This window comes from Halarcobacter bivalviorum, from assembly GCF_003346815.1.
Lineage (GTDB): Bacteria > Campylobacterota > Campylobacteria > Campylobacterales > Arcobacteraceae > Halarcobacter > Halarcobacter bivalviorum.
Window position 1 is genome coordinate 2,671,388 of record NZ_CP031217.1, and the last position, 13,301, is coordinate 2,684,688.

Below are 13,301 nucleotides of genomic sequence, written 5' to 3' on the forward strand. Positions count from 1 at the left end.
CTAAAGGTAGCCCATGACAAATATCTCTTCATATAGAGTAATTTTATATATTTCTTTACTTTTTACTCTATTTTATAACTTTTCATTCTTTAAAAATTTTTTTCTTACTTATAATTTTAGTGGTATAAATATAGCTTACTCAATAAGTATTACTATTACTCTCTTTGCATTTATTGCCTTTGTATTAACACTTCTAAGTTCAAAACATATTTTTAAACCCTTTGTTATTTTATTACTTATTATCTCTTCTTTTACTGCTTATTTTATGGATACTTATAATGTTGTAATTGACCATAGTATGCTTAGAAACTCTTTACAAACAAATCTTGAAGAATCATTAGATTTATTTAGTTTTAAACTTATTTTATATGTGCTATTTTTAGGCTTAGTTCCAAGTTTTTTTATTTACAAAATAAAACCTTCATTTGGTACATTTAAACAAGAGAGTTTAAAGAAAATAAAAATGCTTCTTCTACTTTTTATAGTTATTGCTGTAAATGTATTTGGTTTTAGTAAATTTTATACCTCTTTTTTTAGAGAACATAAAACATTAAGATATTATGCAAACCCTACTTTTTGGATGTATAGTGTTGTAAATTATACAAAAAGAACTTTTTATAATGGAAAAATTATTGTTAAAGAAGTAGGAAAAGATGCAAATATCAATGAAACAGCAGAAGATAAAAAAGAACTAGTAATCATGGTAGTTGGTGAAGCTACTAGAGCAGACAGATTTTCATTAAATGGTTATGAAAGAGAAACAAATCCTTTATTGAAACAAGAGGAGGTTTATAACTTCTCTAAAATGGCTTCATGTGGAACTTCGACTGCTCACTCTGTACCTTGTATGTTCTCTAAATTTGATAGAGATAGTTATAATTATAAAAAAGGTATCACAAACGAAAATGTTTTAGATGTATTAACGCATACAAAACAAGTAAATATTTTATGGAGAGATAATAACTCTGATTCAAAAGGTGTTGCACTAAGAGTTAAATATGAAGATTTTAGAAGCTCTAAAACAAACCCTATTTGTGAAAAAGATGGAGAGTGTAGAGATGAAGGTATGCTAATAGGTCTTGATAACTATATTAAAGAGAATAAAAATGGCGATATCTTAATTATTCTTCATCAAATGGGTAACCATGGTCCTGCATACTATAAAAGATATCCTAAAGAGTTTGAAAAGTTTACTCCTGTTTGTAAAACAAATCAATTAGAAAAGTGTACAGTAGAGGAAATAAACAATGCCTATGACAATGCTATTTTACATACAGACTCATTTTTATCACAAGTGATTAATTTTTTAAAACCTTATTCAAAAGATTATGAAACAGCCATGCTTTATATAAGTGACCATGGAGAAAGTTTAGGAGAAAATGGAATTTACTTACATGGCTTGCCATATTTTATGGCTCCCGATACTCAAACTCATGTTGCCTCTTTAGTATGGTTTGGAGAGAGTATGAAAGAGGATTTAGATTTAAATAAACTTAATCAAATAAAAGACAAACCTCTTTCTCAAGATAACCTCTTTCATACTCTACTTGGAATGTTTGAAGTAACTACTGATAGTTATAAAAAAGAGTTAGATATTTTATCTACTATACGAACAGAAGATTAAAATTAAAAAGGTAAAAAAAACTTTACCTTTTTAATTTATGTTAAAGTTATTTTAGTTAATATTACATTTTAGGTTTGTGGTACAAACTGACATCTTGATTAGATTCTTTCAAGTGCTGTCTTTCATTATTTATGGTTAATTTATTTTCTTTAAACCATATATTTCAAAATCACATTTTATCATTGTTAGGAGAATGCATGAACTTTTGGCAAAATTTCAAAAGGGATATTTTAGTGAAATTTTGGGCTCCAATTCCTGCTGTAATTGCACTTGGAATTTTATCTGCTTATTATTTCGGTCTTACAGGAACATATTGGGCTGTAACAGGTGAGTTTACTAGATGGGGTGGACACGTATTAGAGACTTTTGGTGTAGATTTATCTACATGGGGATATTACAAAATCATGAATATGGATGGTAATATTTTTACAAGAGTTGATGGTGTTATGATTATTGGTATGTTTGCAGGTTGTATTGCAGCAGCATTTTGGGGGAACAATGTAAAACTTAGAATGCCAGCAAGTAATATTAGAATCTTTCAAGCTCTAATTGGTGGTATTATTGCAGGTTTTGGTGCAAGACTTGGTATGGGTTGTAACCTTGCAAGTTTCTTTACTGGTATTCCTCAATTTACATTCCATGCTTGGATGTTTACTATTGCTATGATTGTTGGTGTTTATTTAGGTGCAAAGTTTTCTTTATTACCTTTTTTCCAATCTAAGATTAAACTTCAAAAAGTATCTTGTTCTAAGCCTTTAGAAAAGAACGAGACTAAAACTAAAAGCTTATTTACTTTAGGTTCTTTTGCTTTTATTGCAATTATTATTTGGGCTTTATATCTTATTTTTGTACAAGGAAGTACTAAACTTGGTATGGCTATGTTATTTGGTAGTGCTTTTGGTCTAGCAATTGCAAAAGCTCAAATCTGTTTTACTTCTGCATTTAGAGATATTTTTACAACAGGAAGAAGTGAATTAGCTAAAGGTATTGTTATTGGTATGGCTGTTGCAACACTTGGAGTTTTTTCATATATTATGATTGGACAACCTCCTAAAATTATGTGGGCAGGACCAAATGCTATCATTGGTGGTATTCTTTTTGGTTTTGGTATTGTTTTAGCTGGTGGTTGTGAATGTGGTTGGATGTATAGAGCAGTTGAAGGTCAAGTTCATTTCTGGGTTGTTGGTATCGGAAATGTAATTGGTGCAACTTTACTTGCATTTGTATGGGATGATTTATCTTTAGAGTTAGCTACAAGCTGGCCAAAAATCAACCTACTTGAAGTATTTGGAAATTATGGTGGACTATTCTTAAATTATGGTCTTCTAATTTTACTTTTTGCACTTATTTTAGTGTTAGAAAAAAGATATTTAAATAAATCAAAAAATAGATAAGGATAAAAAATGAATAGCGAAGAAATCATTCCTGATTATAGACTTGATATGCAAGGAGAACCTTGTCCATATCCTGCTGTAAATGCTTTAGAAACTATGAAAGAACTTAAAGAAGGAGAAATCCTTGAAATTATCAGTGATTGTCCACAAAGTATTAATAATATCCCTGCTGATGCAAGAAATCATGGATATAAAGTATTAAATGTAGATAGTAGTGGTCCAACTATTAGATATATTATTCAAAAATAATCTTAATATATTAGAGGTATAATACCTCTAATATAAATAAGGATTATTATGAACTATCAAAAAATTCTTGAAGAGATAAAAGAACAGATTCAAACTGAACTTCCAAAAGGGGAAGTTGCTAGCTATATTCCTGCACTAAAAAATGTACAAGCCAATGATTTTGCCATGAGTATAAAACTACTTGATGGAACAAGTTATAATATAGGATGCTTTGACAAAAAGTTTTCTATTCAAAGTATTTCAAAAGTCTTTACCTTTTCAATGGCTTTAAAACATTATGGAAAAGAGTTATATCAAAGAGTTTGGTATGAACCTTCAGGAAACCCTTTTAACTCCTTAGTACAACTTGAATATGAAAAAGGTATTCCAAGGAATCCTTTTATAAATGCTGGTGCTATTGTTACTACAGATAGCTTGTTGTCTTATTACAAAGATAAGAATCTTACTTTTAATGAAATAAATCAATTTATAAATAATCTAAGTAAAAAAGAGATCTCTTTTGATGAAGAAATTTTTAAATCAGAATTAGAGTCAGGATATAGAAACCAAGCCCTTGCCAGTTTAATGAAAAGTTTTAATAATATTGATAATCCTATAGAAGAGACTTTAGAAACCTACTTTAAACACTGTTCACTTATGATGAGTTGTGAAGAGTTAGCAAGTGCTATGTTATTTTTAGCAAATCATGGAGTTGATCCACTTACAAATGAAGAGTTTATTACTGCACCAAAAGCAAAAAGAGTAAATGCTTTAATGCTTACTTGTGGTCACTATGATGCCTCAGGAGATTTTGCTTTTCATGTGGGATTACCAGGTAAAAGTGGTGTAGGAGGAGGAATTGTAGCTATTGTTCCAAAGAAGATGGCTATTTGTGTTTATTCTCCAAGATTAAATGAAAAAGGAAATTCTCACAGTGGAACAAAAGCCTTAGAACTATTTACTACCTTAACTGATCTTTCTATTTTTTAAAATGTAAAGAAATTGTCAAGAAACTTTACATAAGAAATTTAAACTATTCCTTTATACTTTCAAAATAATACAAAATATAAAGGAATTAAGATGAGAAATCTACTTCTAATATTTATCTTTGCTACTTTTTCTTTTAGTAGCCAGTTAAATACTTATTTAAATAATTTAAAACAAGAAGCAACAAAAGAAAATCCAAATTTCAAAGAGTTTAGTATTAAAAAAGGTGAAGAGATATTTACTTCTAAACATATTGGAAAAAAAGGAAAAGAGATTGCTTGTACTTCATGCCATGGCATAGACCTAACAAAAAAAAGTGAAAACTTCTTTACAGGAAAAGAGCTAGAACCTCTATCACAAAAGGTTAACCCTACAAGATTAACTGATATAAAAAAAGTAGAAAAATGGCTAAAAAGAAATTTCAAAGATGTATATAATAGAGTTGGTACAGCACAAGAAAAAGGTGATGTATTAGTTTATATCTTAAGTAAATAAGGATAAAAAATGAGAACTTTAATTTTATTAATTTTTATAAATTTATCTCTGTTTAGTGCAAGTGCAAAAAAAGATGTTCCTTTAGTTACAAATGAAGTATATTCAAATGAGTGTGGTTCTTGCCACTTTGCATATTTCCCTGGTTTGTTACCTGAAAACTCTTGGAAAAAGCTAATGGCTGAGTTAGAGAACCATTTTGGAGATGATGCTACAGTTGATGAACAAACATTTCAAACTCTAACAAAATTTTTAAATGAAAATAGTGCTGAAAAAAATATGAATTATAAAAGAAGTAGAAAGATAGTACAAAGTATTCCAAAAGATGAAGTCTATATTGCTATTTCAAAAACACCATATATTCATAAAAAGCATAAAAAAATAAAAAAACATTTAATAACTCAAAAAGAGGTAAAAGGTCTTTTTAACTGTACTGCTTGTCATCAAAGTACAAAAAAGGCTATCTTCAATGATGATGATGTAGATATTCCAAATTATGGAAAATGGGAGGATTAAGATGAACAAATCATATATTTGGTCACTTCCTACAAGAGCCTTTCACTGGCTTTTTGTAGTAGGAATTTTAATAGCTTTTTTAACAGACGATGACCATTTGTTAAATTATCATGCAATTGTTGGTTATGCTCTATTGATTCTTTTAGCCTTTAGAGTTTTATGGGGATTTTTTGGACCTAAATACTCAAAATTTAAAGATTTTCCAACTAATGAGATTAAAGAGTACTCTTCAAATGCTTTAAAAAAAGAGTCAAAATATATAGGACATAATCCAGCAGCTTCTTATGTGATGATTACTATGTTAGTTTCTACTTTTCTTATTATTTTAACAGGAGTATTAACCTATGGAATACAAGAAGGAAAAGGTATTTTAGGTTTTTTAAATGAGACTTTTTTTAAAGGCATGAAAAGTATGGATAATATCCATGAGTTCTTTGCAAACTTCTTCATCTTTTTAATTGTTTTACACCTAGCTGGTATTATAATAGATAAATTTTTACATAAAGAAGTAGAGACTTTAAAATCAATTTTTACTGGATACAAAAATAGTAAAGAAGATAAAAGTATAAAACTAAATATTTTTCAAAAACTTTTTGCAGGTTTTATGTTTATACTTCTAATTGCTTTTTTAGTATTTAATATAATAAATCCAAAAAATGTTTTAGTAGCTTCAATTAACAAGCCTATTGATTATAAAGTACAAAATGAACTTTTTGTAGATGAGTGTGCATCGTGTCATACTCTTTATCCCTCCCTTTTTGTTGCCTAAAAATTCTTGGGAAAAGTTGATGGCTGATTTAGAGAACCACTTTGGAGATGATGCTTCAGTTGAAGAAGAGACACATAATATAATTTTAAAGTTTTTAGAAAAAAATAGTGCAGAAACTTCTACTAAAGAGGCTAGTTTTATGATTTTGGATTCTTTAAAAAATAAGGATATAATAGCTATAAGTGAGACTACTTATTGGAAAGAAAAACATAAAAATATTGATGATAAAATTTTTTCAAATAGTTTAGTTAAAAGCAAAGCAAACTGTAAAGCTTGCCATAATGATATAGAAAAAGGTTTAATAGAAGATGAAAATATTAAAGATATTAGTAGTTTTGCTAGTTCTATGTAATCTTACATTATTTGCAAAAGAGAACCATATTTATAAAAATCTTGACTTTCTAAATCTTGATAAAAATCAACAAGAGAAATTAAAAAAGATATTAATCTCTCATAAAAAAAGATATGAAAAGTTTTATGTTTTTAAACAAGAAGAAGAGAAAAAACTTCAAGAATTAATAAAACAAGACCATTTTGATGAAGAAAAATATGAAGATATTGCCGAAGAGATAGAAGAAGAAGCAGTTGAACTTGAAGTAAAAACATTAAAGAAAATACATAAAATTTTAACAAAAGAACAAAGAGAGAAATTTTCACATTATCTACAGGAGTGGAAAGTTGAATAAAAGAGTTTTATTAATTGAAGATGATATTCAAATGCAAAATTTAATAGTTGAATATCTAAAAGATTATCATCTTGATTGTAGAGCTGTTTCTCATCCTAAAGAGGCTTTAAAAATCTTAGAAGAGAAAAGCTTCGCTATTATAATTCTTGATTTAATGCTTCCAGAAATGGATGGGTTTGATTTATTTAAACAGATTAAGAAAATCTGTGATACTCCTATTATCATCTCTTCTGCAAGGGCAGATATTGGAAATAAAATACATGGCTTTGAACTTGGAGCTGATGATTATTTAGCTAAACCTTATGAACCAAGAGAACTTGTATTAAGAATAGAATATATATTAAAAAAGAGTTTTAAAAATAAAGAAAAAATCTCTGACTTTATCATTGATAAAGTAAATAAAGAGGTCTTTATAGATGATTACCAAATTGATTTAACCAAGATAGAGTATGAGATATTTCTATTCTTATGTGAAAATATAAATAAAGTCTCTTCAAGAGAACAAATAGTAAATGCAACTTCTTTAAGTGAAGACACAAAAAACAGAACTATAGATATGCATATCTCTAATATTAGACAAAAAATTGGTGATGACTCAAAACTTCCTAAATATATAAAATCTATTTGGGGCATTGGTTATAAGTTTGTAGGTTAAGATGTCTATATTAAAGAAAATCTCAATTTTATTTATCATAAGTCTTACTCTTATGTCTGTTATTGGTATCTGGACTGATAATATCAACTCAAAAAGAGTAGATAGTTTAATAAAAGAGAAGTATGTAAAAATAGCAAATGAAATACTTGAAAATTTTGATAATAAACAAAAAATAGAACAAATCTTAGAAAAACATCATCTAAAACCTTTAGAGATAAAACCTAAAAATAATGAAGTATTCTTTTATAAAGAGTTTACCTTTGGTTATATCTCTATTGAAAAAAGAAGTTTTGAAGATGAGTTTATTTTAGAGATAAACTATTTAGATGAAAACTATCTATTAAAAACTCAAGATGAAGAAAATTTAAAAGATAAAATGATTTTAAATGCCCTAGTTTTTTTAGATATTTTTGTTTTAATCTTAATCTTTTTATATCTAATCAAACTATTAAGCCCTTTAAAAAATATAAGCTCAGAGATAACAAAATTTGCAAATGGAGATTTATCTAGAAGATTAGATATAAAATCAAAAGATGAAATAGGACAACTAAGCCAAGCTTTTAATAAAATGGCTTCATCCCTAGAAGAGTTAATAAAAACTAGACAAGAGCTTTTAAAAGATATAGGACATGAATTAAGAACTCCTATTGCAAAAGGAAAATTTGCTATAGAAAAGATTGAAGACTTTTCTCAAAAAGAGCTTTTAAAAAAGATATTTAAAGATTTAGAAACTTTAACAAATGAACTAATTGAATTGGAAAAACTAAACTCTAAAGAGTTAGAATTATCTACTTTTGATATGGAAACTTTAATTGTTCAAGCTCTAAATAGATTATATATTGAAGATGAAAATTTAATTAATATTGACATAAAAGAGAATTTTAAAATAACTGCTGATTTACACTATCTCTCAATGGCACTTAAAAATCTAGTAGATAATGCAATAAAATATGCTACTTCATATCCTATAGAGATTAAAGTAAATAACCAAGAGATACAAATAATAAATAGTGCAAAAAAACTAAGCAAAGATTTTGAATATTATTTAAAACCTTTTACTCAAGAACTTTCTCAAAGAGATGGTTTTGGATTAGGTTTAAGTATTGTAAAAAAAGTTGTAAAAAAACATAAATACCAACTTCTACACAAATATGAAGAGAATAAAATCTATTTTATAATTAAATTTAATAGTTAAGTACACTTTTTGTATAATTCAAAAATTTTTTAGTTATAAAGGCATTAAATGACTCCTTTAGAAATTGCTGATATTATTGGTATTGTCTCTTTTGCACTTAGTGGTTTTTTAATTGCTGTTCATTATAAACTTGATATTTTAGGTGTTTTTATCTCTGCTTTTTTAACTGCCCTTGGGGGAGGAATGATAAGAGATGTTATTGCCAATAAAACACCCTATGTTTTAAGTGATAATCTTCCTATTATTTTAGTTAGTACTACTCTATTTTTAGCATTTATTTTTAAACTTCATAAAACAACTGATTTAGAAGGAAAAACTTGGTTTATTGTTTCAGATGCTATAGGTTTAGTATCTTTTGCTATAACCGGTGCTCTTATTGGAATAAAAGCTGATTTCAACTTCTTAGGTGTATTAATGCTTGCATTTTTAACAGCTGTAGGGGGAGGAACTATCAGAGATATTTTAATAAACAAAGTTCCCTCAATTTTAGTTTCTGAGTTTTATGGAACTGTTGCTATTATAATTGGACTTATAACCTATTTTTTACATTTAGGAAATTATGTTTCAATTGTTACATTAACAATAACTTTTATTTTTGGAGTAACACTAAGACTTCTTGCCTATTACAAAAAATGGAGTTTACCTAAACTATAAAGAGTTTACTACTTCATTTCTTCCATGTTTTTTTGCAAGATAGAGTAAATCATCAGCTCTTTGAAGAGTTATTGATATATTTTCATCATTCTCTTTATTTAGTGTTGCCACACCAAAACTAGCTGTTATATCTATCTCTTTATCTCCAACTTTAATAATTGTATCTTCAATAATTACTCTTATTTTTTCAGCAATTACTGTAGCTTCAGTTAAAGAAGCATTATTTAATAACATAACAAACTCTTCTCCACCAAATCTTGAAACTATATCACTCTTTCTAATATTACTTCTTAAAATATTTGCAACAGTTATTAAAGCTTCATCACCTACAGTATGTCCAAAAGTATCATTGATTTTTTTAAATCTATCAATATCAATTGCTACTACACTTATATCTTGATTATTTCTTTTAGCTAACTCAATAGCTTTTTTTGAATAATCATTAAAATATCTTCTATTATAAACTTTGGTTAAATAGTCTTTATTAGTTAAATCAACTAACTCCGTATTTGCTCTTTCTAACTTTGAATTGATTTCACATAAAGCTGTTTTGTCATAGATATATAAGCAGACTATTTTATTTTCTATATCATAAGGTACGATAGTAACGTCTTGTTGCATTAAGTCATAATTCGAATTAATAGAATTTATTTTAATTTTTATTAGATATTTATGTGGGTCAACATTATAATAAGAAGGGCTTTTTGTAACCAAAGCAGCTTTAACTTTTCTTTTTAATCTTTTTTCATCAATATAAGAAAATTTTTGACAAATACCTTTATCAATTACTTCTTCTTTTAAAATATTTGTTCTTATCTCTAACCATCTATTCCAAGCTAATATATTAAGGTTTTCATCTAAGATAATAATACCATTATCTATTGTGTTAAATATAGTGTCATTTGAACGCATATTAAAACTCTTCTAATACTCTATTTAAAGCCTCTTTTAAAAAAATTGTAGCTTCATCTTTTGAAAGAATTAATAATTCTCCACTAATATTTTGCTCTTTAAAAATTATATCTGTTGAAATAATAATTATATGGTCATACTCATTTATATAATTTCTATAAAAAGATTCTGAATTTTTTACTATCTCTACTTGTGGTGGAGAAAAAGAGATACTTGTTTCAATAAGTCCTGCTAATTTACTTAAAGTAGTAGAAGTTATAATATTTGAAATCTCTAAAATCACATCTTTTAATTCATCATCATCTTTAACTTCATCTTCATCTAAATCAAACTCTAAGGCTAAATTTTCTGTAGATTTTCTATCTATTACAAACATAGTTTCACCACAAAAAGATCCACTAATTAATTGATTTGTTATAAAATATTCTATTTTATTAAGAAGTTTTTCTTTTAAATAATCTTTAAACTCTTTAGTTGTAACAGTTTGGATATTTGGAATAGATAAAGTAGCTTCTTTATTAATAATATCTGCAATTGCAGCTGTAGCAGCTCCATAAGAAATATTCATTAGCTCTTGTAAACAATCTTTTTCATTCTCATTAAATTGTGCATATTCAGACATTATATTAACCCTAATTTTTTTAACATTGCTTCTAAGTTCGCATTATTTACAGGTTTTTTAATAAACCCTATTGCTCCATTTTGTTTTGATTTTTCCATTGAAGTCTCTTGAATATCAGCACTTATTATAATAATTTTTGCATCATTATCAAAACTTCTAATATTTAATGTTGCTTCAAAGCCATCCATAATAGGCATTGTTAAATCCATTAAACAAAGATTTGGTTGATGTTCTTTATATAAATCAACAGCTTCTTGTCCATTTTCAGCTTGTATGATTTCATCATCTTCATTAATTAAACTTTGTAATGATTTTATTGTCATTTTTCTTGCCATTTTAGAATCATCTACAACCAAATATTTCATATGTAATCTCCAAAAAAATAAAAAGATAATTTATTAATTATCTATTATAGTATTTTTAATTTATAATTATTTTAAGTGCTTCAATTATAGTTTTAGTTTCAAGATTTTTAATTTTTTCTTCTAAACTTTCTACTGTCTCATTTTTATCTACTTCTACTTGAGCTTGTAAAATAAACTTACCTTCATCATAATTTTCATTTACAAAATGAACTGTACATCCAGACTCTTTTTCACCAGCTTCTATTACTGCTTTATGTACATTTGTTCCATACATACCTTTTCCACCAAATTTTGGAAGAAGTGCTGGATGAGAGTTAATAATTTTATCTTCAAAAGCCTTTACTAAATTCTCTTCTATTTTCTTCATATATCCCGATAAGAAAATATAATCTATTTTAAATTCTTGCATTAATTCAGTAATTTTTTTATCTAAATTTTCATTTGGATATTTTTTATCATTTATAATAAAATTTGGTATATTTTTTGATTCTGCTTTTTCTAAAACTTTTGCTGTTGAGTTATTTGAAACTACAAGAACAACTTGTGCATCTAAAATTTTTTCTTCACAAGCTTTTTGTATTGCATCAAATCCACTACCATTATGAGAGGATAAAATTCCAATTCTTTTCATAAGTTTTCCTAATCTTTTCTAATTTATTATAACTAAGCTTTTCTTTTATTAATTAAAAATACTCCAAAGAAAATTAAGCCTGTAGCAATAAAATCAATTATTTTTATCTCTTCTCCTACAATAAAAAAACCTATAATTAAAGCTACTACAGGGGGAAGATAAGTTATTGAAGAGGCTAATAAAGCTCCAAATTTTTTTATTGCATAATAATACATAATATAAGCAATTCCTGTTCCAAAAATTCCCAATCCAAAAACCATTCCTAATGCACTGTGAGTATCTTGCCAAATATTATTTATTCCTTCAAAATCAACTATAACTAACATTAATAAAAGTGCATAACTTAATTGATATGTTGTAAGTGCAGCTGGATTTAAATTTAAAGGCATAATAAATTTTTTTGCATAAATAAATGAAGCTCCTACACTTAAAGAACCAATAATAATTGCAACTGTTCCCTCAAGATTTACATTTTCTAAATTTTCATTAAAAACTCCACTAATTAAAACCACTCCTAAAAACCCTATTAATACTCCTAGAAAAGCTTTTTTTGTAATTCTTTCCTCTTTTAAAAATAGTGCTGCTAATAAAAATGAAAAAACAGGTATTAAACCACTTAAAGCTCCTGCAATTCCAGAAAGAAGTAATGCTGAACCCTTTACAAAACCATAATAATAAATCACAGCTGCAAGTAAAGACATTACAAAAAAATGAATTGAATATTTTAAATCTTCAAGCTTTAATGCTTTTTTATAAATTGCATAAATTACTACAGGAAAAAGTCCAAAAACAACCCTATAAAAAGTAACTTGCATTGGGTCAAGATAATCTGCTGCCATCTTCATATAAATAAAATTACTACCCCAAATGACTCCAAGAGCTAATACAATAAAAAATGATAAATTAAACATACTATTTTAATCTTTGAGAGTGAGTAAGTGCAATTGCAATAGCATCTGTAATATCAAGTGGTTTAATCTCTTTTTTAATACCCAATAATCTTTTTACCATAAAGGCAACTTGCTCTTTTTGAGCCTTACCATTCCCTGTTACTGCTTGTTTTACTTGTAAAGGAGTATATTCTGCAAAATGCCCAAATTCTTGTAATACTTTTAAAGAGATTGCTCCTCTAAATTGAGCTAATTTTATAACTGTTTTAGGGTTAAAAGCATAAAACATATCTTCTATTGCAACTTCATCTAAATCAAACTTTCTAAAAATCATTTCAAGACCTTCACACATCTCTACAATCTGCTCTTGAAGAATTTTTGTTTTGATTTTAATAAGACCTGCTTCTATTAGTTTTATTTCTCTTCCATTTTTTTCAATAACTGCATATCCACAGTTTCTTGTTCCCGGGTCTATTCCTAATATTTTCAATTTATTCACATTTCCTAGATTTTAAATTATTCACATAGTAAATTGCCTTTATATTGGTAAATTATATATAAATTTTCACTTAAAAGGAATTCATTTTTCACATATTATTCAATTTTTATTCACGATGTGAAAAACTTTTAATGTAATTTTGGTTATAATCTAAACAATTTATATAAAAGAGTGTTTTTTTA

Annotated in this window: 18 protein-coding genes; 12 read left to right on the plus strand and 6 right to left on the minus strand. The window is 26.8% G+C overall.

What is annotated here, in order from left to right:
• Positions 1 to 13: 13 nt before the first annotated feature.
• The 12 genes from ABIV_RS13470 to ABIV_RS13525 all read left to right on the plus strand — a co-directional run bounded on the left by ABIV_RS13470 (position 14) and on the right by ABIV_RS13525 (position 9,200).
• Entirely contained in the window at positions 14 to 1,624 is a 1,611-nt protein-coding gene (locus ABIV_RS13470; RefSeq protein ID WP_114840389.1) for a phosphoethanolamine transferase, read from the plus strand.
• A 197-nt stretch (positions 1,625 to 1,821) separates the two neighbouring features.
• Complete coding sequence (gene yedE, locus ABIV_RS13475; RefSeq protein WP_114840390.1) at positions 1,822 to 3,018, plus strand: selenium metabolism membrane protein YedE/FdhT; 1,197 nt, start codon at positions 1,822 to 1,824, stop codon at positions 3,016 to 3,018.
• A 9-nt stretch (positions 3,019 to 3,027) separates the two neighbouring features.
• Positions 3,028 to 3,267: a sulfurtransferase-like selenium metabolism protein YedF gene (gene yedF / locus ABIV_RS13480; RefSeq protein WP_114840391.1), complete on the plus strand. Its 240-nt coding sequence runs from the start codon at positions 3,028 to 3,030 to the stop codon at positions 3,265 to 3,267.
• 48 nt (positions 3,268 to 3,315) lie between these two features.
• Positions 3,316 to 4,236 carry a glutaminase gene (locus tag ABIV_RS13485; RefSeq protein WP_114840392.1) on the plus strand — a complete coding sequence of 307 codons (921 nt, stop codon included), beginning with the start codon at positions 3,316 to 3,318 and terminating at the stop codon, positions 4,234 to 4,236.
• A gap of 90 nt (positions 4,237 to 4,326) precedes the next feature.
• Positions 4,327 to 4,728: a DUF1924 domain-containing protein gene (locus tag ABIV_RS13490; protein WP_114840393.1), complete on the plus strand. Its 402-nt coding sequence runs from the start codon at positions 4,327 to 4,329 to the stop codon at positions 4,726 to 4,728.
• A gap of 9 nt (positions 4,729 to 4,737) precedes the next feature.
• On the plus strand, positions 4,738 to 5,241 hold the full coding sequence (locus tag ABIV_RS13495) for a cytochrome C (protein WP_114840394.1): 504 nt from the start codon (positions 4,738 to 4,740) through the stop codon (positions 5,239 to 5,241).
• Between the two features lies 1 nt (position 5,242).
• Positions 5,243 to 6,010 (plus strand): cytochrome b/b6 domain-containing protein, encoded by a 768-nt coding sequence (locus tag ABIV_RS13500; protein ID WP_114840395.1) that lies wholly within the window; start codon positions 5,243 to 5,245, stop codon positions 6,008 to 6,010.
• Positions 6,011 to 6,029: 19 nt separating this feature from the next.
• Positions 6,030 to 6,362: a diheme cytochrome c gene (locus ABIV_RS13505; RefSeq protein WP_237673224.1), complete on the plus strand. Its 333-nt coding sequence runs from the start codon at positions 6,030 to 6,032 to the stop codon at positions 6,360 to 6,362.
• On the plus strand, positions 6,319 to 6,696 hold the full coding sequence (locus ABIV_RS13510) for a Spy/CpxP family protein refolding chaperone (RefSeq protein ID WP_114840397.1): 378 nt from the start codon (positions 6,319 to 6,321) through the stop codon (positions 6,694 to 6,696). The genes ABIV_RS13505 and ABIV_RS13510 overlap by 44 nt, the downstream gene beginning before the upstream one ends.
• Positions 6,689 to 7,351: a response regulator transcription factor gene (locus tag ABIV_RS13515; protein ID WP_114840398.1), complete on the plus strand. Its 663-nt coding sequence runs from the start codon at positions 6,689 to 6,691 to the stop codon at positions 7,349 to 7,351. Before ABIV_RS13510 ends, ABIV_RS13515 begins: the two co-directional genes overlap by 8 nt.
• A gap of 1 nt (position 7,352) precedes the next feature.
• A complete protein-coding gene (locus tag ABIV_RS13520) occupies positions 7,353 to 8,546 on the plus strand; it encodes an ArsS family sensor histidine kinase (RefSeq protein ID WP_114840399.1) in 1,194 nt (397 codons plus the stop codon).
• 48 nt (positions 8,547 to 8,594) lie between these two features.
• Positions 8,595 to 9,200: a trimeric intracellular cation channel family protein gene (locus ABIV_RS13525; RefSeq protein WP_114840400.1), complete on the plus strand. Its 606-nt coding sequence runs from the start codon at positions 8,595 to 8,597 to the stop codon at positions 9,198 to 9,200.
• Here ABIV_RS13525 and ABIV_RS13530 read toward each other — a convergent pair.
• Genes ABIV_RS13530 through ruvC form a run of 6 tightly spaced genes read right to left on the minus strand, consistent with a single transcriptional unit; the run spans position 9,195 to position 13,110 of the window.
• Positions 9,195 to 10,112 carry a sensor domain-containing diguanylate cyclase gene (locus ABIV_RS13530; RefSeq protein WP_114840401.1) on the minus strand — a complete coding sequence of 306 codons (918 nt, stop codon included), beginning with the start codon at positions 10,110 to 10,112 and terminating at the stop codon, positions 9,195 to 9,197. The genes ABIV_RS13525 and ABIV_RS13530 overlap by 6 nt on opposite strands.
• Position 10,113: 1 nt before the next feature.
• On the minus strand, positions 10,114 to 10,734 hold the full coding sequence (locus ABIV_RS13535) for a chemotaxis protein CheX (protein WP_114840402.1): 621 nt from the start codon (positions 10,732 to 10,734) through the stop codon (positions 10,114 to 10,116).
• Entirely contained in the window at positions 10,734 to 11,099 is a 366-nt protein-coding gene (locus ABIV_RS13540; protein ID WP_114840403.1) for a response regulator, read from the minus strand. Before ABIV_RS13540 ends, ABIV_RS13535 begins: the two co-directional genes overlap by 1 nt.
• A gap of 55 nt (positions 11,100 to 11,154) precedes the next feature.
• Positions 11,155 to 11,730 (minus strand): phosphoribosylglycinamide formyltransferase, encoded by a 576-nt coding sequence (gene purN / locus ABIV_RS13545; protein WP_114840404.1) that lies wholly within the window; start codon positions 11,728 to 11,730, stop codon positions 11,155 to 11,157.
• A 32-nt stretch (positions 11,731 to 11,762) separates the two neighbouring features.
• Positions 11,763 to 12,641, minus strand: coding sequence for a DMT family transporter (locus ABIV_RS13550; RefSeq protein ID WP_114840405.1), 879 nt, complete (start codon positions 12,639 to 12,641; stop codon positions 11,763 to 11,765).
• Position 12,642: 1 nt separating this feature from the next.
• Complete coding sequence (gene ruvC, locus ABIV_RS13555; protein ID WP_114840406.1) at positions 12,643 to 13,110, minus strand: crossover junction endodeoxyribonuclease RuvC; 468 nt, start codon at positions 13,108 to 13,110, stop codon at positions 12,643 to 12,645.
• Between the last annotated feature and the right edge of the window lie 191 nt (positions 13,111 to 13,301).